A 22427-nucleotide genomic window follows, 5' to 3' on the forward strand; every position below is an offset into this window, starting at 1 on the left:
GGGTAAGGCTGCGCCGCGTGAGATTGGGGCGGTGGAGGTGCGGGTGGACGCCGGGGCCGGGCTGCCGCCGGAGGGCTACACGCTGAGCGCCGCCCGCGACGGCGTGCTGATCGTGGGCGCGGACCCCGCGGGCGCCTTCTACGGCGCGCAGACCCTGCTCGCCCTCGCCGAATCCCCGTGGCCCCCGTGCTCCGAGCATCGGGTGTGCGTGCCGGAGGCCGAGATACGCGACTGGCCCGACCTGCCGCTCCGGGGCACCATCGAGGGTTTCTACGGCACTCCGTGGACCCACGCCGACCGCATGGAACACCTGCGCTTCTCCGGCAGGCACAAGCTCAACGCCTACGTCTACGCCCCCAAGGACGACCCGTTCCACCGGGAGCGGTGGCGGGAGCCGTACCCGGAGGAGGAGCTGGCGAGGCTGGCCGAGCTGGTGGCGGAGGCGGCGGCGCGGCACGTCAGGTTCGTGTTCGCACTGAGCCCCGGCCTGTCGATGGTCTACAGCGACGCCGGTGAGCGGGCGGCGCTGCGGGCGAAGGCGGAGCAGGTGTGGCAGGTGGGCGTCAGGGAGTTCGCGCTGCTGTTCGACGACATCCCGCCCGAGCTGCGGCACGAGCCCGACAGGCAGGCGTTCGGCACGCGGGAGGGCGCGAGCGCGAGCGCCCACGCGGCCGTCTGCCGCGACTTCGCCGCGGAGTTCCTCGCCGTACGCGGGGCAGACCGGCCGCTGACCATGGTGCCCACCGACTACGCCGGCACCGGCAGGACGCCCTACCGCGACCGGCTCACCGCCGAGCTGCCGCCCGACGTGCTGGTCTGGTGGACCGGGTCCGACATCGTGGTGGGCGAGATCTCCGCACGCGACATGACCGCCGCCGCGGCCTCCTACGGCCACCGCGTCGCCCTGTGGGACAACTTCCCGGTCAACGACTTCGACTTCGACCGGGTCTTCCTGGGTCCGCTGGTCGGGCGGGCGACCGAGCTGGACGGCGTCCCGCTGGAGGGCATCACGGCCAACCCGATGGTGGAGGCGGCGGCGTCGCGGATCGCGCTCACGACCGTGGCCGACTACGCCTGGCATCCGGCGGCCTACGATCCGGCCCGGTCCCACGAGCGCGCCGTGCGGTTGCTGCCGGGCGTCACGGAGCTGCTGCCGCTGGTGGAGGCGTGCTCGTCCTGGCCTCCTGGCGCCGGCCAGAGCCCGGAGCTCACCTCCCTGTGCGCGGACGCGCTGAAGGGCGAGCCGTCCGTACGGCTGCGCGCCGAGCTGACCCGGCTGGCCGAGCTGCCGCTGGACGCGCCGGGGCCGATCGGCGCGGAGCTGGCCCGCTGGGTGGCGGCCGCCAAGGACATGGCCGTGGCGGGCCTGACGGCCCTCGACCTGCTCGGCGCCGCCCCGGGCGCCCGTCCCGCCCGCTCCCCCGCCGTGGCGCGGGCACTGGCCAGGGCCGAGGAGCACCAGGCGAACGTCCTGCGCCGGGTGATCCCGCCGTTCGTCCGGGCCGCCCTGGAACAGGCCGGTCACCAGGCCGCACCCTGACCGCGGCGGTTCCCACAGCGTGACGCGCTGACCCCGCCGGACCCACGGCGTGAGACGCTGACCGCGGCGGCCCTCTGGGGCGCGCCTGCGCCGCGTGGTCCTCACAACGGCGCGCTCCACCACCCGAGCGCGCCGACGGGGTCAGAGGGAGAGCACCTGGCCGGCGGCGGACAGGCCGTCCTGAAGGGCGGCGACGTCGATGTCCTGCACCGCCTTGCCGCTCCCCGCGGCCTGCGCCGCGGCGAGCCCGGCGGCGTGGCCGAGCATCTGGTATTGCACCTCCATCCGGATGGAGGAGAACGCCACGTGCGAGGCCGACAGGCACACCGGCACCACGAGGTTGCCGCATTCCGCACGCCGGGGCACGATCGCCGCGTACGGGATCTGGTAGGGGGCGACCCCCACTGACAGGTAGCCCTCGGTGACGACCATCGGCACCGGGTCGGGATGCTCGTACACCTGCCGCCAGGTCCGCTGCACCTCGCGGACGTCGAGGTGGTACGACCCCATCGCGATGGCGTCCGCCTGCGGGCGGCCCTGGACGAGGTCGTGCTCCGTCAGGTGCCCGTCCCCGAGCATCCGCCGCGCCTCCCGCACGTACAGCTGGTGCGGCAGGTGGCCGGTGTCGGCGAACTCGTCGGGCGGCAGCCCCCAGCGCCCCAGCTCGGCCCGCACGCTCGCGGGCACCTCGGGGTCGTGGGAGAGGAAGTACAGCAGGTCCTGGGCGTGGTGCAGGTGGTGCAGGCGGATGCGCTCGCGCTCGTCGGGGCCGGCGTCGGGGTAGTCCCAGGCGGAGCGGTCGAGCACGCTGAGGGAGAACGGCCCGAGCGAGTTGCCGTCGCACTTGCCGCCCGGGAGGTTCGGCTCCAGGCCGACGAGGCGTCCGGCGCGGGGCTCGACGCCCTGCTCGCGCCAGTGGCGGAACAACCGCCGTCCGAGCTCCCAGTGCTCCTCGTCGTAGCCGGGCCGCCGCTCGATCGGGATGCGGTCGGCGGCGCTGGTCAGGCAGACGCGGTAGCCGTACGACATGACGCCGCCGTCGCCCGCGCCCACCTCGGCCATGGGCCCGTCGGCGACCTGCGGCAGCAGCGTGCCGTCGGCGCGGAACGGTGAGATCCACGGCGGGAAGTTGTGCATGCCGGGCACGATCTCGCGCCGCCCGGCGAACGTCTCCCCGTGCAGCGCGCGGTCCTCCCTGCCGACCCGGTACGACACGCCGGCGGCGGCCATCAGGTCGCCCTCGTAGCTCGCGTCCACGAAGGCGCCTGCGGTGTAGTCGCCCTGGTGGGTGACGACGGAGAAGATCCGCTCCCCTGAGGTGACCACCGTGCGCAGCGGGGCGCCGTACACGACCTCCACGCCGGCGCGTTCCAGCCACGACACGAAGATGCCCTCGGCGACGTGCGGCTCCGGCCCGGCGTAGTGACCGGGAGCCGCGCCGTAGGCGTCGGCGACGGCCCGGCGGAACTCGGCGGCCATCCCGCCCAGCACGCGCGGGTCGCCGATGTCGGTGTAGCCGAGCCCGCCGGAGGTCATGCCGCCGACGTGCCTGCCGGGTTCGAGCAGCACGGTGTCGAGGCCGCGGCGGGCGGCCGCGACGGCGGCGCACACGCCCGCCGACGTCGCGCCGTACACGACGACCTCCGCCTGCCTCATCGCCGCCACCACGCCGCCACCTGGCGCAGGTCGTCGCCGGTGATCGGCTCGCCGGTGTTGTCGATGGACTCCACGTAGTAGAGGGCGGGCACGCCGAGCGACGGTTGCGCCCGCGCGTAGGCGAGCCAGTCGGCCCGGCTCGGCATGGGCCACTGGTCGGTGTCGACGAGGTGCTCCGGCATGGCGTGCGCGGCCACCGCGTGGCGGAAGCGGAGCTGGTCGACGGCGGGCACGGGCTCGCCGCGGGCGTCGAGCTCCAGCACGTCGTTCAACCGGATCATGTCGCTGACGTCGCCGAACGCGGGATGTGGGGTGTGGGTGATCATCAGGGCGTCGGGTTTGACGCGTTTGGCGGCGGCGTACATGGTGCCGAGCAGTTCGTGCAGGAGGGAAAGACCCCAGGTGGAGCCGTACGCCTTGAGGTGCGACCCGCTGGGGAACCACTGGGTAAAGTCGATCTTGAATCCGTCGGCGTCGAGGTCGCCGAGCAGCCGGCGCATGATCTCGCCGATCCTGCGCCGGTAGGCGGGGTTCGACGGGTCGGCGGCCACGGCGCGGCCCGCGGCGTCGGTCACGCACTCCTCGGCGGGCAGCCCGTCGGGCGACCACGCGCGCCACCACAGCAGCACCCGCTGCCCGCGCGCGTGCCGGTCGGCGATCCACTCGCGCAGCCTGGGCCACTTGCCGGGGTCGGGCTCCAGGTTGCCGTAGGTGAGCTGCCACCGGTCGTCGATGACGATGGTGGCGGGCACGACGCCGTGCTCCTCCAGCCTGGCCAGCCACGCGTCGTAGAGATCCTGCCGGGACAACTCGACCGGGGAGCGGCCGCCGGCCCGCGCGCACTGGGCGCCCCAGCCGCAGAAGATCGTCCCGCTCCACCAGGCGTGCCGCTCTCCGGCCGGTCCCCGCGGGGCCAGGCCGTGCTCGACGAGGTCCTCCCGGTGGTGGGAGATGGCCTCCCAGGGGGACGACGCGGCGCGGAACACCACGGCCGGCGACGTCCACGCGCCGCTCACCGCCGTCTGGCACTCGTAGTCCAGCCGCAGCAGCGCGCCGCCGTCGAGCGGCTCGTACCGGAGCTCGGTGAAGGTCAGGTCCGCGATCCCGGCGCGCACCCACGCGCCCAGCCAGGGGCCGTCCGGGACGGTGGTCGCGCCGCCGTCGGGCTCCTCCTTGCTGAAGGCCAGGGCCAGCGGCGGCGGCGAGAAGACGGCGTGCAGGCGGCCCGGCGAGGCGTCGCCGATCACGGTGAGGGCGAGCGGCGCCGACACCGGCCGCACCACGTGCACCGGGTGCGTGGGCGTGGGGTTGAAGACGCCGCGCGCGTGCACCGCCGAGCGGAACGTGCCGGCCGCGCGGGTGTTGAGCACGGCCCGCCCGCCGAGCAGCGTCACGTCGCCGATCACGCCGTCGCCCTCGACCCGCACCTCCAGCGCGATCGTCCCGGGGGTGCAGGTGAGGCGGACGGTCTTGGCCTCCCACGCGGTCGAGTGTTGCGGGAAGTCGAAGACCGCCATGTCGCCGCGCTCGGCGAGCACGGGCGGCAGGGTCTCGTACGTCTCGTCGCGGTCGCTCCTGGTGGCGACGGAGGCGATGAGGCTGAGCGTCAGCCAGCCTTCCAGCTCGGCGCTGGGGTCGGTGCGCGAGACGGTCAGCCGGTAGTGCCCGCTGTCCAGGTGGTAGGCCGTGTCCGTGGTGGTGATCCGCATGGTCTAGCCGTAAGCCTCGATCCTGGGCAGGGCGGGGGCGGCGCCGCCCCCGGCGATGAGCCGGGCGTAGTAGCGCCCGGAGTCCTTGATCGTCCGGGCGCCGGTCGCGTAGTCGACGTGGACGAGCCCGAACCTGGGCCGGTAGCCCAGCGCCCACTCGAAGTTGTCCATGAGCGACCAGTGGAGGTAGCCGCGCACGTCGGCCCCCGCGTCGATGGCCTCGCCGACGGCCGCGACGTGGTCGCGCAGGAACAGGATCCTGCGGTTGTCGTGGACCCGGCCGTCGTGTGCGGGTGTGTCCCCGAAGACGCCGCCGTTCTCGGTGACCATCAGCGGCGTGGCGGGGAAGCGGCGGCTCAGGCCGATCAGCAGGTCGCGCAGCGCCCCCGCGTTGATCTCCCAGCCTTCGTCGGTCCTGGCCACGTCGCCGCTGGGCCCGACGACCCGCCAGGGGAACGGGTCGGGCGGCGCCGCGGCCATGACGCGCCTGGTGTAGTAGTTGACGCCGAGGAAGTCGCTGCGCCCGCGGATAGCGGCCTCGTCGCCGTCCTGGATGAAGTCCAGGCCGTGGCCGAGCGCCCGCTCCCAGTGCCCGCGCATGTCGGCGGGGTAGCCGCCGGCGAGCAGCGGGTCGAGGTACCACCGGTTGACGTAGCCGTCGGAGCCGGTGGCCGCCGCGCGGTCGGCCTCGCCGGCGGTGGCCGGGTCGCAGGGGAAGAGGCTGAGCGCCGAGCCGGCCAGCACGCCGGGGTGGGCGTGCAGCACGTCGGCCGCCGCGCCGTGGCCGAGCAGCACGTGGTGGCCGGCTTTGACGGCCGTGCCCAGGTCGGCGACGCCGGGGGCGTGCAGGCCGAGCTGGTAGCCGAGCAGCGCGATGATCCACGGCTCGTTCTGGGTGATCCACCAGGTGACACGGTCGGCGAGCCGCCCGGCGACCGCCTCGGTGTAGGCGGCGAAGGCGGCCACGCTGGCGCGCTCGGCCCAGCCGCCGGTCAGCGCGGCGGGCATGTCCCAGTGGTTGAGCGTGAGCACGGGCTCTGCCCCGGCTTCGAGCAGCGCGTCGACGAAGCGCTCGTAGTGGTCGAGTGCCTGGGGATCGGGGGGCACGCCGTCGGGCATGACCCGCGACCAGCCGGTGGAGAAGCGGTAGGCGCGCAGCCCGAGCTCCTCGACCAGCTCGACGTCCTCACGCCAGCGCAGGTAGGAGTCGCACGCCCGGGAGCCGTCGCCGCCGCCCTCCACGGCGCCGGGCCGCCGGCAGAACGTGTCCCACACCGACTCGCCCCTGCCGTGGTGTCCCTCGATCTGGTACGCGGACGTGCCCGCGCCCCAGAGGAATCCCGCGGGAAAACTCACCCCTTGCTCCCTGTGGTCGCGATGCCCTTGACGAAGTGTTTCTGGCCGAGGAAGAACAGGATGATCATCGGTATGGTGGTGATCACGCTGGCCGTCATGACGATCTCCCAGTGCCATTCACCACCGAACCCGAACTGGTCGAGCAGCGCCTTCAGCCCGCGCGGCACGGTGAACGTGCTGGAGTCGCGCAGGTAGATGAGCGGCCGCATCAGGTCGGTCCAGGCCGCCTGGAACTCGAACAGCAGCGTCACCACGACCGCCGGCTTGCACAGCGGCAGGGCGACCCTGGTGAAGATCTGCCAGTTGTTCGCGCCGTCGATCTTCGCCGCCTCGAACGGCTCGCGCGGCAGCCCGAGGAAGAACTGGCGCAGCAGGAAGATGTAGAAGGCGCTGCCGAACAGGTTCTGTGCCCACAGCGGGGTCAGCGTGCCGACCATGCCGAGGGAGTTCCAGATGAGGAACACCGGGATCATGGTGACCGCGCCCGGCAACATCATCGTGCCGAGCACGACGCCGAACAACGCGCCCCTGCCGGGGAAGCGGAAGTAGGCGAAGCCCCACGCCACCATCGCGCTCGTGATCGTCACGGCGACCGCCGCCAGCACGGTCACGAAGAGCGTGTTCAGCATCCACAACGCCAGCGGCGCCTCCTGCCAGACCTGGATGTAGTTGTCGAAGGTGAACGTCTCGGGGATCAGCCGGTGGTCGAACACCTCGCTGCGCGGCTTGAACGAGGCGCTGATCAGCCAGACGAACGGGTAGATGAACGCGATGGCGAACGCGCTCAGCGCGGTCCACGTCAGGATCAGCCGGGCGCGCCTCACGGGTTCCTCCCTTCATAGTGGACGAACCGCCTGGTCACCAGGATCTGCACGACCGTGATCGCCATGATCACGATGAACAACAACCAGGCCAGGGCCGAGGCGTAGCCCATGTGCAGGAACTCGAAGGCCTGCTGGAACAGGTAGATGGCGTAGAACAGCGCGGCGTCGTTGCTGTAGGTGGTGTTGCCCGAACCGAAGAAGGCGGTGTACGCCTCCGTGAACGACTGCAGGGCGTTGATGCTGTCCACGATGAACAGGAAGAACAGCGTGGGGCTGATCATCGGCACGGTGATCCGCAGCGTGCGCCTCCACCAGCCGGCCCCGTCGACGACGGCGGAGTCGTACAGCTCCTGGGGGACGCCCCGCAGCGCGGCCAGAATGATGACCACCGACGACCCGACGGTCCACAGGCTCATCAGCACCAGGCCGGGCTTGACCCAGGCGGGGTCGGTGGTCCACGCGGGCCCGTCGATGCCGAAGATGCCGAGGAAGCCGTTGATCAGGCCGTTCTGCCCGTTGAACAACATCAGCAGCAGGATGCCGACGGCGACCGGCGGCGTCATCTTGGGCAGGAAGAACGCCGTGCGGAAGAAGCCGGTGGCCTTCGTGGCGCTGTTGAGCAGCAGCGCCAGGCCCAGGGAGACGACCAGCTGGGCCGGGACCGACATCACCATGAAGATGAACGTGTTCCTGAGCGCCAGCCCGACCTTGGGATCCTCGAAGAGGGTCCGGTAGTTGTCGAGCCCGACGAACGAAGGGTCGTTGATCACGTCGTAGTCGGTCAGCGACAGGTAGGCGCTGTTGATGACGGGCCACGCGGTGAAGATCAGGAAGCCGAGGATCCACGGGCTGATGAACAGCAGCGCCGCCCGGGTCTCGATGAACCGCATGGACGTCCGGAGTGAGGGCCGGGAGTGGGAGCGGGAGCGGGGCATCTCAGTTCGTACGCTTCGTCCAGCCGGCCCATGCCTCGTCGAGCGCCTTCTGGGCGTCCTGCTGGGCCTTGTCGAGCGCGGCCTTCGGCTCGTCCTGGCCGTTGAGCACCCGGTTCACGGCACCCTGCCAGGCGTCCTTGAACTCCTTGTCGGCCGGGTTGGCGGGAAGGCTGAAGGTGTTCTCGTTGGCCTCGTAGACGGCCTTGACGCCCGCGTCCCAGGGCTCGCCGCCCGAGGTGAGCATCTTCTCGATTTCCGCGTCGGCCTTGACGTTGCCGGTGAGCACGCCGGTGAACGGCTTGCCGTCGGCCTTGCGCTCGTCCAGGCGGGCCTGGGCGGCGGCCTTCCAGGTGTCCACGAGCGTCATGGTCTTGGCGAAGCGGCAGGCGGCGCCGGGGTTCTTGGAGCCCTTGGGGATGGCCCACGACGAGCCGGACGAGTAGGCCAGGGGCTTGCCCTGCGGGGTGCGGAAGGTGTCGAAGACCAGGGGCGCCTTGGGGGAGACGTCGTTGAGGACGTTGACGTACCACTGCTCCATCGGCATGGCGCCCAGCTCGTTCTTGGCGAACTGGTTGCCCTTGCCGAAGAAGTCGGCGGAGTCGCGCACGGCCTTGACCTTGGCGAAGCCGCCCTGCGCGGTGTAGATGCCGACGGCGAACTCCAGCGCCTGGACCACGGCGGGGCTGTTGAGCTGGGCCTTCTTCCCGTCGGCCGACAGCAGGTCGGCGCCGTTGGCCTTGGCCCACAGCGGCAGGAACTCCGGCAGCTTGCTGTCGTAGCCGATCACCTTGAGCTTGCCGCCGGGGGCCTTGACCAGTTTCTTGGCCGCGGCGGTGACCTTGCTCCAGTCGGAGCCGTTGACGTCCTCGATCGTCAGCCCGGCCGCCTTGAGCAGGTCGGCGTTGGCCATGGTGATCTGGACCTGGTTGAACTCGGGGATGGCCCAGATCTGCTCGCCGAACGTCACCTGGCCGAGCGCGTTCGCGTTGTACATCGAGGTGTCGATCGTCTCGCCCTTGATGCACTCGGTGAGCGGCATGATCGCGCCGCGCGAGGCGAAGGTGCCGATCTGGTCGCGGTTGGCGTAGATGATGTCCGGCGGGTCGCCGGCGGCGACCGCGGACAGGAACTGCTGGATGTCGAGGTCACCCTCGATCAGCTTGATCTCGGCGCCGCCGAGGGCCTTCTCGGCCAGGTCGACGCGGGTCGTCCCGATCTCGTCGGTCGCGCCGAAGCCCATCACGGAGATGGAGCCGCTGAACGTGGCGCCGGGGTTGAACTGGCCGGCCGACGGGGTCGGCGCGGCGCCGCCACCGGTGCCCTTGGCACACGAGGTGAGGGCCAGCGCCAGCGACACCGACAGGACGGACCAGCGGACGAGGGGGGATCTCATGGGGTTTCGCCTCCACACTGAGCAAGCGGGGCATCAGGCATGCTGATGACGGCCACGTGGCGCCAGGCCAGTGTGGCAACGTTCACACATCTGAGAACGTACCCATACCGCTGAAATCCCGTCAACCACTCATATCACTGCGTTTCGGTGTCGTTAGCGACAAGAACGGGTGTGGGACACCCCGCTTGAATGCCCACAAACCCCTGCCAGACAGCGCAAAAGGGCCCGGCCTGGGGTGGCCGGGCCCTCGGAGGAGAAGGGTGTCAGTGCTTGACGGCCTTCTCCGAGCCGACGCCGGTGAGGGAGCGGACCTCGATCTCGGCGTACTTGGCGGCGTTGTACTCCTTGCTCATGATCGTGCCGATCCAGCCGCAGAGGAAGCCGATCGGGATCGACAGGATGCCCGGGTTGCTCAGCGGGAACCAGGCGAAGTCGGCGTCCTTGAACAGCGCCGCCTCGCTCCCGGAGACCACCGGCGAGAAGATCACCAGCACCAGGGCGGAGAGCAGACCACCGTAGATCGCGCTGACCGCGCCGGAGGTGTTGAACCTCTTCCAGAACAGGCTGTAGAGGATCGCCGGCAGGTTGCCCGAGGCGGCGACGGCGAACGCCAGCGCCACCAGGAAGGCGACGTTCTGGCTCTGCGCCAGGATGCTCAGGGCGATGGCGATGGCGCCGATCACCAGGGCGGAGATCCTGGCCACCACGACCTCCTGCCGCTCGCTGGCCTGGCCGCGCCGGAAGACGTGCGCGTACAGGTCGTGGGCGAAGCTGGAGGAGGAGGCGAGCGTGAGGCCGGCCACCACCGCGAGGATCGTGGCGAAGGCGACGGCGCCGATGAAGGCCAGCAGGATCGTGCCGCCCACCGGGCCGAAGATCTCCTCGCCGATCCGCAGCGCGAGCAGCGGCGCCGCCGTGTTGCCTCCCGGGTCACCGGCGACGATCTCCTCCCGGCCGACCAGGGCCGCCGCGCCGAAGCCGAGCACCAGCGTGAGCAGGTAGAACGCGCCGATGATGCCGATGCCCCAGAGCACGGACTTGCGGGCGTCCTTGGCCGTGGGGACGGTGTAGAACCGGATGAGGATGTGCGGCAGGCCCGCCGTGCCGAGCACCAGGGCGAGGCCGAGGCTGATCAGGTCGATCTTGCCCGCCAGGCCCTGCGCCTCGGTGCCGTACTTCAGGCCGGGGATGAGGAAGCTGCCGGTGTTGCCCGACGGGCCGCTCGTGGCGGCCGCCTGGCTCAGCAGCGCCGACAGGTTGAAGCCGAACTTGCCCAGCACCAGCAGCGTCACCAGGGCGGCGCCGGTCATCAGCAGCACGGCCTTGACGATCTGCACCCAGGTGGTGCCCTTCATGCCGCCGAACACCACGTACACGATCATCAGCGTGCCGACGCCGACGATCGTCCAGAGCTTGCCCGCCTCCGACTCGATGCCGAGCAGCAGGCCGACCAGGGCGCCCGCGCCGACCATCTGGGCCAGCAGGTAGAAGATGCTGACGACGATCGTGGACGCGCCGGCGGCGGTGCGCACCGGGCGCGGGCTCATCCGGAAGGCGAGCACGTCGGCCATGGTGAACTTGCCGGAGTTCCGCATCAGCTCGGCCACCAGCAGCAGCGCGACCAGCCACGCCACCAGGAACCCGATGGAGTACAGGAACCCGTCGTAGCCCGACAGGGCGATGATGCCGGCGATGCCGAGGAAGGAGGCGGCCGACATGTAGTCGCCGCCGATCGCCAGGCCGTTCTGCGCGCCGCTGAACGACCGGCCGCCCGCGTAGTAGTCGGCGGCCGTCTTGGTCTGCCGGCTCGCCCAGACGGTGATCCCCAGTGTGGCGGCGACGAACGTGAGGAAGAGGATCATCCCCAAGGTGGTCGAGCTCACTTGGTCTTCTCCTCAACCTCGTGGCGGAGCTTGTCGGCGATCGGGTCGAGCGACTTCTCCGCGTGCCTGGAGTACGCCCACGCGATGAGGAAGGTGGAGACGAACTGCAGCAGGCCCAGGACGAGCCCCACGTTGATGTCGCCCCACAGCTTGATCCCCATGAAGTCGCGCGCCCATCCCGACAGCACCACGTACAGCAGGTACCACGCGAGGAACGCGACGGTCATGGGGAAGGTCCAGCGGCGGAAGCGCCTTTTCAGATCCTGGAACTCATCGCTCCCCTGCACTTGTTCATAGACCGATGCGTCATGTTCTTGAGTCGTCACGAGTCCTCCACTGTGATGCGGATCACGCCCAACGTAAGAGCGCAACCTACCGGCCGTGGAGATCCGTGGCCGGGTTGTTCGGCGAGCCGCCGCCGTCCGGCGCTTAGTTGGGACTGGCCCGCGGTGAAAGGTCTGTATGGCGCGATGAGCGGTAGCCTTTCCCTTTCACCCCTTTACGGCCCCAGCGGTGAGCCCTTCGACGATGTACCGCCGGATCGCGGCGAAGAGCACCAGCGTGGGCAGCACGGAGATCACCGTGGCGGCCGCCATCGAGCCCCAGTCGATGTCGTACTGGGTGATGAAGGAGTTCATGGCGACCGGGATGGTCTTGGCGTCCTCGCTGTCGATGAAGGTGATCGCCAGGAACAACTCGTTCCAGCACTGCACGAACGCGAAGATGAACGTGGCCGCGATGCCCGGCAGCATGACCGGGATCACCACCCGCACCATCGCCGCCAGCCGGGAGGCGCCGTCCACCTGGGCGGCCTCCTCCAGCGCGACCGGCACCCGCTCGTAGAAACCGCGCATGATGATCGTGGCGAACGGCACGAGCATCGCCACGTACACCAGCATGAGCCCGGCCAGCCGGTTGAGCAGGTCGAGATCGGACATGAGCAGGTAGAGCGGCCCGAGCGCGATGAACAGCGGAATCATCTGCGTGACGAGGAACGCCAGCATCACCGCTCCCCTGCCGGGAAAGTCGAAGCGGGCCAGCGTGTAGCCGCCCAGCACGCCGACGGCGGTCACCACCCCGGCCGCGACGAGCGAGACGGTCAGGCTGTTCAGCAGGTAGACGCCGAAGTCGGCGAAGGAGAAGAGTTCCTCGTAGTGCTCGAACGTCACCTCGCCGGGCCAGTACTTCAGCGGCATCGAGAAGATCTCGGACTTGGGCTTGAGCGAGGTGACGAGGATCCAGTAGAGCGGGAACAGCGTGATCAGCAGCCAGGCGCCCAGCACGACGGCCTTCGCCGCGGTCGCGAGATGTCTCATCGGGCCGTTCATCGTGCCGTTCATCGGGCCTTCTCGAATCGGGTGGCGTTGAGGTAGAAGACGCTGAAGGCGAGCAGCAGGCCGAGCACGAGCAGGCCGACCGCGCCGGCACGGCCGTAGTCGCCGCCGATGACCTGCTGGATGAGGAACGTCGTGATGATGTCGGTGCCGCCCGCGGGGCCGCCGCCGGTCATCGAGTAGATGAGGTCGGGGAAGTTCAGGATCCAGATGATGCGCAGCAACACGATCAGGGCCAGCGTGGGCCGGATGTGCGGCAGCGTCACGTGCCAGAACTGCCGCAGGCGGGAGGCGCCGTCCACGGACGCCGCCTCGTAGAGCTCGCGGGGCACCGACTGCAGCGCGGCCATGATCATGATGGCGAAGAACGTGACGCCGTACCAGATGTTGGCCACGATCACCGAGGTCATCGCCCAGCCGGGGGTGGCGAGGAAGCCGATGCGCTCGTCGATGACGCCCGCCTTGAGCAGCAGGTCGTTGATCACGCCGAACTGGCCGTTGAACATCCACCGCCACAGCAGCCCGATGAGGAACCCCGACATGGCCCACGGGAAGAACACCCACGCCTGGTAGAGGCCGCGGCCGCGGAAGTGCCTGCGCAGCAGCAGCGCGAGCCCGAAGCCGAGGAAGAACTGGAAGAACAGCGACACGACCACCCACGTGCCGGTGTTGCGCAGCGCCGTCCAGAACCGGTCCTCGGCCAGCACGGCCCGGAAGTTCTCCAGGCCGACGAAGGGGGTCGAGGTCAGGTCGAACAGGTTGTAGCGCTGGAAGGCGATCACCGCGCCACGGGTCATCGGGTAGTACGTGAACAGGGCCACGAACACCACGCCGGGCAGCAGGCACAGCAGGATGAACCGGGCCCTGCGGATCGTGAAGGTACGTCCCGTGGGGGTGCGTGCCGTGCTCAAGAGACCTTCTTCGCCTGGTCCGTCCAGAAGGCGTCCCACGACTTGAGCACCTCGGCGACGGTCTTCTTGCCGGTGATCAACGCCTGCATGTCACGGTCGGAGTCGACGGTGAACTGGCTCCAGCCCGGATAGTCCACCGGCCTGATCGTGATCACCTGCTTGGGGTCCTGCTGGGCCTCAAGGTACGCCTTCCACGCGCCCTGCGAGAACTGCGGATCGTTCTGGGCCTGCTTGGAGATCGGGATGAGCGAGTTGCCCTTGGCGAAGGCGATGCTCTGCTCCGACTCCGACAGGAACTGCACCAGCTTGACCGCCTCCTTCGGGTGCTTGCTGAAGGAGGTCGCGCCCCACCCTGCGTAGCCGACGGGCTGGAAGGCGTAGCCGGTGGGGCCCTTGGGAATGGGGGCGGTGGACCAGGCCGTGACGCCGCTCTCCTCCACCGACTTGATCACCTCCGGGTCCTGGATGAGCATGCCGGTGACACCCGAGGTGAAGCCCTGCACCATCTCGGGGAAGCCCCACGACACCGAGTCGGGCGGTGAGGTCTCCTTGAAGATCTTGACGAAGAGTTCGAGGGCCTCGGCTGCCTCGGGGGTGGCGAAGATCGTGCGCTTGTCCTTCAAGAAGAAGGACTTCTCGGGGTCGAGGGCCTCGCCGTTGTACGCGCTGATCATCATGACCGCGTAGTCGGCGCCGCCCTTGCCGCCCCTGAACGAGTAGCCGAACCGGTCGCCCGTGGTCATCTTCTTGCCGGCCTCGTAGAGCTCCTGCCACGTGGCCGGCGGCCGGCTCATGCCCCAGTCCGTACGGTAGAACAACGTGCGCTGGTAGAACCCGTACGGGATGAGGTAGGGCTTGCCGCCGACCTCGACCGCCTTCTTCTGGGCCAGCTCCGTCAGGTCCGACCAGCCGGCCCAGCCGGTGGTGGGCAGCTCGGCCAGCCAGCCGTTGTTGGAGAACGACTTGGCCGTGTGGTCGCGGACCTCCAGCACGTCCAGGTCCTTCTTGGTCTGCAGGATCTGCAGGATCTTCTGGTCAGCGCTGTCGAGCGGCGGTGAGATCAGCTCCACCTCGACGCCGGGGTTCGCCTCCTCGAAGTCGGCGATCAGCTTCTTGATCAGTTTCGTGCGGTCGGGGCTGGTCAGGCTCTCGATCATGCGCAGCCGTACCTCGCCCGAGGACGAGCCGGAGCCGCAGCCCGCGAGCACCAGCGTGACGGCGACCGAGGCCGCCAGAAGGGGGGTTTTCATGGCAGGTCTCCCGCGTGTTCTAGACAGCGCTGTCAGTCACGCTATGGTCAGCCGCGTTCAGCGGTCAATTGCCGGTGCCCGTCCCGGCGTCCGCCCTTGGCAGCGTCTCGATGACAGGGCCCCGGTGACAGAGCTTGGTGACCGCGCCCGGACCCTGCCGCCGAAAGGGCCCGCGTCTAGGAGAGCGATCCCTCCAGGGCCTGGCCGAGGTCCTTGATCAGCTCGTCGGCGGGCTCCAAGCCAACCGAGAGCCGCACGAGGCCGATGGGGATGCCCATGGTGGCGCGTACGCTCTCCTCCGTGGAGAGCGCGGGTGCGTTCACCAGGCTCTCGAAGCCTCCCCACGACACGCCGATCCTGAAATATCGCAATTTGTCGATAAAACCCGCGACCTCCTGAGGGAAGTCCGTGTTCAGCACCAAGCTGAACAGGCTGGAGAACCCCGACATCTGCCGCAGCGCGGTCGCGTGCCCGGGATGCGATGGCAAGCCCGGATGGTTCACCTCCCGCACGGCCTGATGCCTCTCCAGGAAGGCCGCCACCGCCAGCCCCCGCTCCTGGTGCGCCGCCATCCGCACGGGCAGCGTCCGCAGCCCCTTGATCACCTTGGCCGCGTCGTGCGGCGACATGGCGGCGCCGTAGAGCTGGTACTCGGTCAGCGCCAGCGGCCGGACCAAACGCGACGGCCCCACCACGACACCGCCCACCAGGTCGCTGTGCCCGCCCACATACTTCGACAACGAGTGCACCACCAGGTCGACGCCCATGGTCAGCGGCTTCTGGAAGATCGGCGTGGACCAGGTGTTGTCCATCACGCTCACCAGCCCGCGCTCCCGCGCCCACCCGGCCACCTCGGCGATGTCGACCACGGCGTAGGCCATGTACGACGGCGACTCGAAGTAGAGTAGGCGCGTGCTCGCCCTGATAGCGCTGTCACATCCCGCGAGGTCGTCCACGTGCGTATGCGTGACCCCGAATTTCTCCAGATAGCGCAGGAACTGAGTCGTCGGCCCGTAGACGGCGCCCAGCACCAGCACATGGTCGCCCGCCGACACGAGCGACGAGATGGTCGCCGCGATGGCCCCCATGCCCGAGCCGAAACATTTGGCCCGCTCTCCCCGCTCGAGCGCGGCCAGCTTACGCTGAGCGAGATCGACCGTCGGGTTGGTCCCCCGCCAGTAGACATAGCGCTCGTCCTCGTTCCTGACCGCCTGACCGAGCTCCTCCACCGTCGCGAACGCGAACAACGAGTTCTCGAACACCGGCGGGTTGACCGCGCCCAGCATCCACGGCTCGTCCTCACCCAACCGGCCACAGATCCATTCGTCATCCATGGGGGCACACTATGACAGTGAGGGAACGGACTGAGGAGTCGAGCCCGCGTGCGAACACGCGCAAGCCGACCATGGCGGACGTGGCCAGGCACGCGGGCGTCAGCCTCAAGACCGTTTCCCGGGTCGTCAACCAGGAGCCGCACGTCAGGGCGTCGCTGCGGCAGCGGGTGCAGACCTCCATCAGCACGCTCGGCTACCGCCGCAACGAGGCCGCCGCCCGGCTGGCCAGGGGCGCGACCATGCTGACGCTGGGGCTGGTGATGGAGAACATCTCCAACGAGTTCTACTCCCGCCTGGCCGCCGCGGTCGAGGCCGCCTCGGCGGAGCACGAGGCGCTGGTGGTGTTCGGCTCGTACGAGGAGAGCCCCGACAAGGAGCGCATGCTGATCGAGTCCATGTACACGCGCGGCGTCGACTCCCTCATCGTCGTCCCGTCGGCGGCCGACCACGCCTGGCTGGCCGGGCACGCGAGCCTCACCACGGTCTTCGTCGACCGCGTGCCCTTAGGCCTGGAGGCGGCCGACGTCGTCATGCTCGACGACGTGCGCGGCGGCCGGGCGGCGACCGAGCACCTGCTCGCCGGCGGTCACCGCCGGATCGGCCTGATCTCCGACGACGACGGCGTCAGCTCCGTGCACGACCGCGCGACCGGCTACCGCCAGGCGCTGCGCGCCGCCGGGGTGCGGGCCGACGACGCGCTCGTGGTGCGGGGGGTGTTCGACCCGTGGCGGGTGTCGTACGAGGTCGGCAGGCTTCTCGACCTGGCCGACCCCCCGACGGCCTTCTTCGCCACCAACAACCGGGCCGCGATCGGCATCCTGCACGCGCTGCGCGAGCGGCCTGAGCGGCCCGCGTACGTGGGGTTCGACGACTTCGCGCTGGCCGGCGTCTTCAACCCGGGGGTGACGGTGGTCCGGTACGACGTCACCCACCTGGCCCGCAGCGCCGTCGACCTGCTGCTGCACCCGTCCCAGGAGCCCCGCAGGGTCAAGGTGCCGGTGGAGCTGGTCGCCAGGGGCTCCGGCGAGCTCCCGCCCTCCTGACCGGCCTCCCGCCTACGACCCGGCCCGGGAATCAGCCCGGGAATCAGCACTGGAATCAGCACTGGAATCGGCCCGGAGATCGGCGCTGAAGGCGGTGCGGAGGATCTCGGCGAGCTCGCCGGCCAGGTCCGGGGTGGCCGCCACGATGCCGCTCCAGCGTTTCGTGAGGTCGGTGTCCAGCGTGATCGGGCGGCCGAAGACGTCACTGACCGCGCCGCCCGCCGCCTCCGCCAGCACCACCGAGGCGGCGAGGTCCACCAGGCGGTGAGTGTCGGTGGCGGCGTCGGCGAACGCGTCGGTCGCGCCCTGGGCCACCAGCGCGCCCTCCAGGCAGCTCGTGGACAGGATGCGCACGCGGGCCGCCCGCCGGGCCACCTCCCACCAGGCCGCCGAGGCGCCCGGGTCGGCGGGGTGGGGGCGCAGGAGGGAGACGGCGGCGCCGGCCACTTCGGTGCGGCCGGTCGTGCGCAGCGGGGACGGCACGCCGCGCCGCACCCACCAGCTCCTGCCGGTCTCCAGCCAGACGGTCAGCGCCTCGGTGAAGACGCCGTCCTCGGCCACGGCGGCGGAGAAGGCTGACAGCGGAACCCCGGCGGCCGCGTTGGCCGAGCCGTCCACCGGGTCCATGACCAGGGTGAACGCCGAACCGTTGTCCACCCAGCCGGTCTCCTCGGTGAGGACGTTGACGGGGTGCGGGGTCAGGGCGGCCAGGACGGCGTCCTCGACGAGCACGTCGACGCGCATGGTGGGGGTGCCGTCGGCGCCGTCCGCCACGACGGCGGACAGTGCGGCGCGGTCGTACGCGGCGGTGGCGGAGGCGTACGCGTCCAGCGCGGCGGCGGCCGCGGCGGCCAGCGCCGGATGCGCCTCCACCGGCACGCCAGCGCCCCAGCCGGGACCACCCTCGTCCTGCGCGCGCATAGCCGTCTCCCGTCCCTCAGACGTCATGATCCCGCCCCGGCGAGCAGCGCCTGGTCACCGGCCGCGACCGTCATGCGCACGGTCGGCCACCCCCCGTCCGTCGTCACCACCACCAGGTCGGCGCGCCGGCCGGGCACCAGCGCGCCCCGGTCGGTCAGGCCCGCCACGGCGGCGGGTCCCGAGGTGACCAGGGCCACCGCGCGGGGCAGCGGCACCACTCCCCGCGAGGCCAGCAGCAGCGCCGCAGCGAGCGGGGCCGACGGCAGGTAGTCGCTGGACAGCCCGTCCACCAGCCCGGCCGCCACCAGCTCGGCCGCCGCGACATTGCCCGAGTGGGAGCCGCCGCGCAGGATGTTCGGCGCGCCGGCCACCACGCGCAGCCCGCGCTCACGGGCCGCCCCGGCGGCCTCCATCGTGGTGGGGAACTCGGCCACGGACACCCCGTTGGCCAGCGCCACGTCGATCTCCTCCGCCGTCACCGGGTCGTGCGCGAGCAGGCGCGCCCGCCCGAGCGCCGCGTGCTCCGCCAGCCTCCCGAGCGCGACCTCCCGGTGCCCGATCCTGGCGTCCCGCTCGGCGACCAGGGTCTCCACCCGCTGCTGCGCCTCCTCGGCGGAGATGCCCTCGGTGCCCTCCAGCCAGCGCCGGTACACCGCCGAGTCCCGGTACTGTCCCTGCCCCGGCGTGTGGTCCTCGAAGGACACCAGCGGCGGCGGGGTGACCGCACCGGACAGGCAGGTGCCGAGGGCCGCCAGGCCCGCGGGGTCGCGGGCGTCGAGGCGGTAGAGCACGCGGTGGTCCACCATCGCGTGCCCCGACTCCACGCGCTCCCTGATGGCGGCGGCGAGCCGGATCGCCCGCTCGACCGTGCGCCCCTTACGGTTGTGCGACTCGAACGCCACCCCGTGGAAGACGGTGGTGACGCCGGCCGCGCGCACGCGTCCCTCGAAGCTGGACACCCCGAACCCCACCTCGAACTCCGCGCCGGGGCGGGGCCGCAGCTCTGTCTCCAGCCCGTCGGAGTGGGTGTCGACGATGCCGGGCAGCACCAGGGCGCCCCGCACGTCCAGGGCCTCGGCGGGCACGGCGCCGGGGCGGGCGGGCCCAACGTGGGTGATCAGCCCGTGCTCGGTGACGACGAGCGCGTCGTCGATGACGCGGTCCGGCAGTACGGCCTTGGCATGGGCGAGCACGCTCACCGGGCCACCTCCAGGTTCAGTGCGGAATCACGCAGTACGGTGGCGGGCGGCCCGTCGGCGGCCACCCTGCCGTCGTCCAGCACCACCACCCGGGTGGCGAGCCGGTCGATGGCGTCCAGGTCGTGGAAGACCGACAGCACGGCCACGCCCGCGCCCGTCAGGTCGGCGATCATGGACAGGACGGCCTCCCTGTTGGCCGGGTCGAGCGCCGACACCGGCTCGTCGAGGAGCAGCAGCCGGGGCGGCGAGATGGTGCCGGCCGCCAGGTTGACGCGCTGCTTCTGGCCGCCTGACAGGACGGTGGCGTGCATGGCCCACAGGCGCTCGTCGATGCCGAGCCTGCGCAGCGCCACCGCGGCGGCGTCCCTGGCCGCGTCGAGGCCGAGGCCGCGGGCCGCGCCCGCCCGGGCCACCACGTCGAGCACCGCCCGGCGCGGCTCGGCCCGCAGGAACTGCGAGACGTAGCCCAGCTCCCTGCCCCGCAGGTCGGCGACCTGGGCGTCGGGCAGCGAGGCGAGGTCGGCCTGCGTGCCCTGCGCGGTGCGCAGCAGGATCCGGCCGGCCGTCGGCACGTACGTCCGGTAGACGCACCGCAGCAGCGACGACTTCCCCGCGCCCGAAGAGCCGGCGAGCGCGACGTGCTCGCCTGCGGCCACGTCGAGATCCACGCCGTGCAGCGCGCCGACGGTGCGGCCGTCGATGGTGTGCAGGGTGAACGACTTGACCAGTCCCCTGATCCGCAGAACGTTCATCCGCGCGCCGCCGAGACGAGCCGCTGGCTGTACGGGTGCTGCGGGTCCTCCAGCAGCTGGTCGGTGAGGCCCGTCTCCACGACGCGGCCGTGTTGCATCACCATCACCCTCCTGGTCAGCATCTCGATGACGCCGAAGTCGTGGGAGACGACCACGGCGGCGACGCCGAGCCGTTCGAGCAGGCTCCTCAGCAGGTCGAGCACGCCGGCCGCGACCGAGGCGTCCAGGCCGGTGGTCGGCTCGTCGAGCAGCAGCACGGGCGGGCGGTTGGCCAGCGCCTTGGCGATCTGCACGCGCTGCCGCATGCCGCCGGAGAACGTGCGCACCGGGTCGTCCATCCGTGACAGCGGCACCTCGGTCAGCTCCAGCAGCTCGGCGGCCCGCTCGCGGATGCGTCCGAAGTGCCGGCCGCCGGCCGCGGTGAGCCGCTCGGCGATGTTGCCGCCCGCGCTCGTGTCCAGGTCGAGCCCGGCCGCCGGGTCCTGGTAGACGACGGAGACGCGGTCGATCCGCAGCCGCCGGCGCACTCCGTCGTCGAGGGCCAGCACGTCGGTGCGGCCGTCGTCGTAGCCGCGCAGGTAGGCGCTGCCCCTGCTGGGCCGCTCGTCACCGGCCAGGCAGCGCATGACCGTCGACTTGCCCGAGCCGGACTCGCCGACGATGCCGAGCGCCTCACCCGGCTCGACCTCGAACCCGACGTCCCACGCGGCCACCACGGCCCCGGTCGCGGGCGAGACCGAGGTGCCGTGCTCGGGCCCGGTGCCGGACAGGGATGCCTCCCTCTGCTCGCCGTAGACCCGGCCGAGCCCGTCCACCCTCAACGCCCAGCTCATCGATCCTCCCTGTTGCGCGTGCAGTAGTCCGTGTCGCTGCACACCCACGCGACGGGGCCGTCCACCGACGGCACCTCCACCAGGTACGCCGTGCCGCTGCCGCAGTGGCGGCAGGCCGCGCCCGGCGTGTGCTCGACCTCGAACGGGATGTCCTCGAAGACCAGCGGCTCCACCCGGGTGTGCGGCGGCACCGCGTAGATGCGCTTCTCCCTGCCCGCCCCGAACAACGTCAGGTGCTCGGCCCGGTCCAGCTTCGGCACGTCGAACCTCGGGATCGGCGTGGGCGAGATCAGATATCTTCCGCCCACCATGCACGGGTAGCCGGCGGTCTTGGTGACGACGCCGTTGCGCACGACGTCCTCGTACAGGCCGACCCACATGCGCGAGTAGTCGGCCTCGGCGTGCATCCTGCGCTGCTCGCGCACGTCGTGCTCGACGGCGCGCAGCGGCTCTGGCACCGGCACCTGGAGCACGAGGATCTGGTCGGCCCGCAGCGGCGTCTCCGGGATGCGGTGCCGCGACTGGATCACGCCGGCCGCCCGGGTGTCGCTCTCCTCCGCGCACCCGACGTGACCGGAGACCAGGCGGCGCAGGTTGGCCGCGTTCACACCGCCGTCCTCGCCCTGGTCGATGACCTTCAGCCGGTCCGCGGGCCCGATGAGCGCCAGCGTCACCTGCAGCCCGCCGGAGCCCCAGCCCCGGGCGACCGGCATCTCCCTCGACCCGAACGGCACCTGGTAGCCGGGTACGGCCACGGCGGTGAGCGCGGCCCTGCGCACCTCGCGCTTGGACAGCTCGTCGAAGATGCCGCGCGGGCCCGCCTCGCCCGCCAGCTCCGTGATCGTCATCGGGCCTCCTCCATGGCCGCGCGCACCGCGCGCTTGCGGTCGAGCACCGAGCGGAAGTCCACGTAATGCGGCAGCTTCAGGTGTTCGAGGAAGCCGGACGCCTCGATGCCGTCCAGGGTCAGCAGGACCTCCTGCTCCAGGCTCGACCGGCCCCCGTCGCGGTGCACCAGCAGGTCGAGCCCGGCCATGGCGATGGCCTTGCGCTCGTTGTGGCCGAAGCACATGCCATAGCCGAGGTCCAGCCGGCTGCGGTCCTCCTCGGCCCGGTCCAGGTCGTCGATGGTCTCCACCTCCGTCACCCGGACCTCGGCCACCGTGACCGTCGCGCCGGTCAGCGGGTGGCGCACCCGCACCGGCAGCGCGCCGTGACGGACCTCCCCGGGGAACTCGTGGTTGTGCCTGCCGGGCTGGAACGTGTTCGCGTACCAGAGGTGCACCAGGGCGCCGGTCTCGGCGCGGGCCATCGCCGTCAACCGGGCCGACCTGGGCACGCCCGGGCGGACGGGCGAGCGAGTGATGTCGTACGGCTCCCGGTCGCCGTCCGCGGCCCTGTCGACCAGCATGCCCATGGAGCGGAGCAGGCCGAGCAGGCGCGGCGGCCGCCTGGGATCGTGCCCGTCGCCGTGCGCGTCGCCGTCGCCGTGCCCGTCGCCGAGCCCTGATCCGTGGCCGTGGCCGTGGCCGTGGCCGTGGCCGGGGGCGAGGG

20 protein-coding genes are annotated in these 22427 nt (G+C 71.0%); 2 read left to right on the forward strand and 18 right to left on the reverse strand.

Features of this window, described 5'->3' with window-relative positions; genetic code table 11:
• The coding region (locus tag E1294_RS41860) for a glycoside hydrolase family 84 protein (protein ID WP_220448240.1) at positions 1-1540 on the forward strand (1540 nt) is incomplete at its 5' end.
• Positions 1541-1681: 141 nt separating this feature from the next.
• On the opposite strand, the gene E1294_RS41865 is transcribed toward E1294_RS41860, so the two are convergent.
• The 12 genes from E1294_RS41865 to E1294_RS41920 all read right to left on the reverse strand — a co-directional run bounded on the left by E1294_RS41865 (position 1682) and on the right by E1294_RS41920 (position 16125).
• Positions 1682-3196: an FAD-dependent oxidoreductase gene (locus E1294_RS41865; RefSeq protein WP_132516632.1), complete on the reverse strand. Its 1515-nt coding sequence runs from the start codon at positions 3194-3196 to the stop codon at positions 1682-1684.
• The gene (locus E1294_RS41870; protein ID WP_132516634.1) at positions 3193-4905 is read right to left on the reverse strand and encodes an alpha-amylase family protein; all 1713 of its coding nucleotides are present in this window, start codon (positions 4903-4905) and stop codon (positions 3193-3195) included. Before E1294_RS41870 ends, E1294_RS41865 begins: the two co-directional genes overlap by 4 nt.
• Before the next feature lie 3 nt (positions 4906-4908).
• Positions 4909-6261 carry a GH1 family beta-glucosidase gene (locus E1294_RS41875; RefSeq protein WP_165977769.1) on the reverse strand — a complete coding sequence of 451 codons (1353 nt, stop codon included), beginning with the start codon at positions 6259-6261 and terminating at the stop codon, positions 4909-4911.
• Positions 6258-7085, reverse strand: coding sequence for a carbohydrate ABC transporter permease (locus E1294_RS56590; RefSeq protein ID WP_132516638.1), 828 nt, complete (start codon positions 7083-7085; stop codon positions 6258-6260). Before E1294_RS56590 ends, E1294_RS41875 begins: the two co-directional genes overlap by 4 nt.
• Positions 7082-7975, reverse strand: a complete 894-nt coding sequence (locus tag E1294_RS41885) for a carbohydrate ABC transporter permease (protein WP_165977771.1) — start codon at positions 7973-7975, stop codon at positions 7082-7084. The genes E1294_RS56590 and E1294_RS41885 overlap by 4 nt, the downstream gene beginning before the upstream one ends.
• A gap of 46 nt (positions 7976-8021) precedes the next feature.
• Positions 8022-9413, reverse strand: a complete 1392-nt coding sequence (locus E1294_RS41890) for an ABC transporter substrate-binding protein (RefSeq protein ID WP_132516642.1) — start codon at positions 9411-9413, stop codon at positions 8022-8024.
• 263 nt (positions 9414-9676) lie between these two features.
• Positions 9677-11275 carry a solute symporter family protein gene (locus E1294_RS41895; protein WP_132516662.1) on the reverse strand — a complete coding sequence of 533 codons (1599 nt, stop codon included), beginning with the start codon at positions 11273-11275 and terminating at the stop codon, positions 9677-9679.
• 17 nt (positions 11276-11292) lie between these two features.
• The gene (locus E1294_RS41900) at positions 11293-11622 is read right to left on the reverse strand and encodes a DUF485 domain-containing protein (RefSeq protein ID WP_132516644.1); all 330 of its coding nucleotides are present in this window, start codon (positions 11620-11622) and stop codon (positions 11293-11295) included.
• A 165-nt stretch (positions 11623-11787) separates the two neighbouring features.
• Entirely contained in the window at positions 11788-12636 is an 849-nt protein-coding gene (locus E1294_RS41905; protein ID WP_220448241.1) for a carbohydrate ABC transporter permease, read from the reverse strand.
• Complete coding sequence (locus tag E1294_RS41910; protein WP_220448242.1) at positions 12633-13541, reverse strand: carbohydrate ABC transporter permease; 909 nt, start codon at positions 13539-13541, stop codon at positions 12633-12635. Before E1294_RS41910 ends, E1294_RS41905 begins: the two co-directional genes overlap by 4 nt.
• Entirely contained in the window at positions 13538-14791 is a 1254-nt protein-coding gene (locus E1294_RS41915; RefSeq protein ID WP_132516646.1) for an ABC transporter substrate-binding protein, read from the reverse strand. Before E1294_RS41915 ends, E1294_RS41910 begins: the two co-directional genes overlap by 4 nt.
• Positions 14792-14967: 176 nt before the next feature.
• Entirely contained in the window at positions 14968-16125 is a 1158-nt protein-coding gene (locus E1294_RS41920) for a trans-sulfuration enzyme family protein (RefSeq protein WP_132516648.1), read from the reverse strand.
• Positions 16126-16142: 17 nt separating this feature from the next.
• Here E1294_RS41920 and E1294_RS41925 point away from each other — a divergent pair, with 17 nt between their 5' ends.
• Positions 16143-17168: a LacI family DNA-binding transcriptional regulator gene (locus E1294_RS41925; RefSeq protein ID WP_165977772.1), complete on the forward strand. Its 1026-nt coding sequence runs from the start codon at positions 16143-16145 to the stop codon at positions 17166-17168.
• Positions 17169-17180: 12 nt separating this feature from the next.
• On the opposite strand, the gene E1294_RS41930 is transcribed toward E1294_RS41925, so the two are convergent.
• From E1294_RS41930 to E1294_RS41955, 6 genes are all read right to left on the reverse strand, one after another.
• The gene (locus tag E1294_RS41930; protein WP_132516652.1) at positions 17181-18089 is read right to left on the reverse strand and encodes an inositol monophosphatase family protein; all 909 of its coding nucleotides are present in this window, start codon (positions 18087-18089) and stop codon (positions 17181-17183) included.
• Between the two features lie 23 nt (positions 18090-18112).
• Positions 18113-19288, reverse strand: coding sequence for an alpha-D-ribose 1-methylphosphonate 5-triphosphate diphosphatase (locus tag E1294_RS41935; RefSeq protein WP_132516654.1), 1176 nt, complete (start codon positions 19286-19288; stop codon positions 18113-18115).
• Positions 19285-20040: an ATP-binding cassette domain-containing protein gene (locus tag E1294_RS41940; RefSeq protein ID WP_132516656.1), complete on the reverse strand. Its 756-nt coding sequence runs from the start codon at positions 20038-20040 to the stop codon at positions 19285-19287. The genes E1294_RS41935 and E1294_RS41940 overlap by 4 nt, the downstream gene beginning before the upstream one ends.
• Entirely contained in the window at positions 20037-20873 is an 837-nt protein-coding gene (locus tag E1294_RS41945; RefSeq protein ID WP_132516658.1) for an ATP-binding cassette domain-containing protein, read from the reverse strand. Before E1294_RS41945 ends, E1294_RS41940 begins: the two co-directional genes overlap by 4 nt.
• A complete protein-coding gene (locus tag E1294_RS41950) occupies positions 20870-21721 on the reverse strand; it encodes an alpha-D-ribose 1-methylphosphonate 5-phosphate C-P-lyase PhnJ (RefSeq protein ID WP_132516660.1) in 852 nt (283 codons plus the stop codon). The genes E1294_RS41945 and E1294_RS41950 overlap by 4 nt, the downstream gene beginning before the upstream one ends.
• The coding region (locus E1294_RS41955) for a carbon-phosphorus lyase complex subunit PhnI (protein WP_165977773.1) at positions 21718-22427 on the reverse strand (710 nt) is incomplete at its 5' end. The genes E1294_RS41955 and E1294_RS41950, both read right to left, overlap by 4 nt.

The sequence above is a fragment of the Nonomuraea diastatica genome, assembly GCF_004349015.1.
GTDB lineage: Bacteria > Actinomycetota > Actinomycetes > Streptosporangiales > Streptosporangiaceae > Nonomuraea > Nonomuraea diastatica.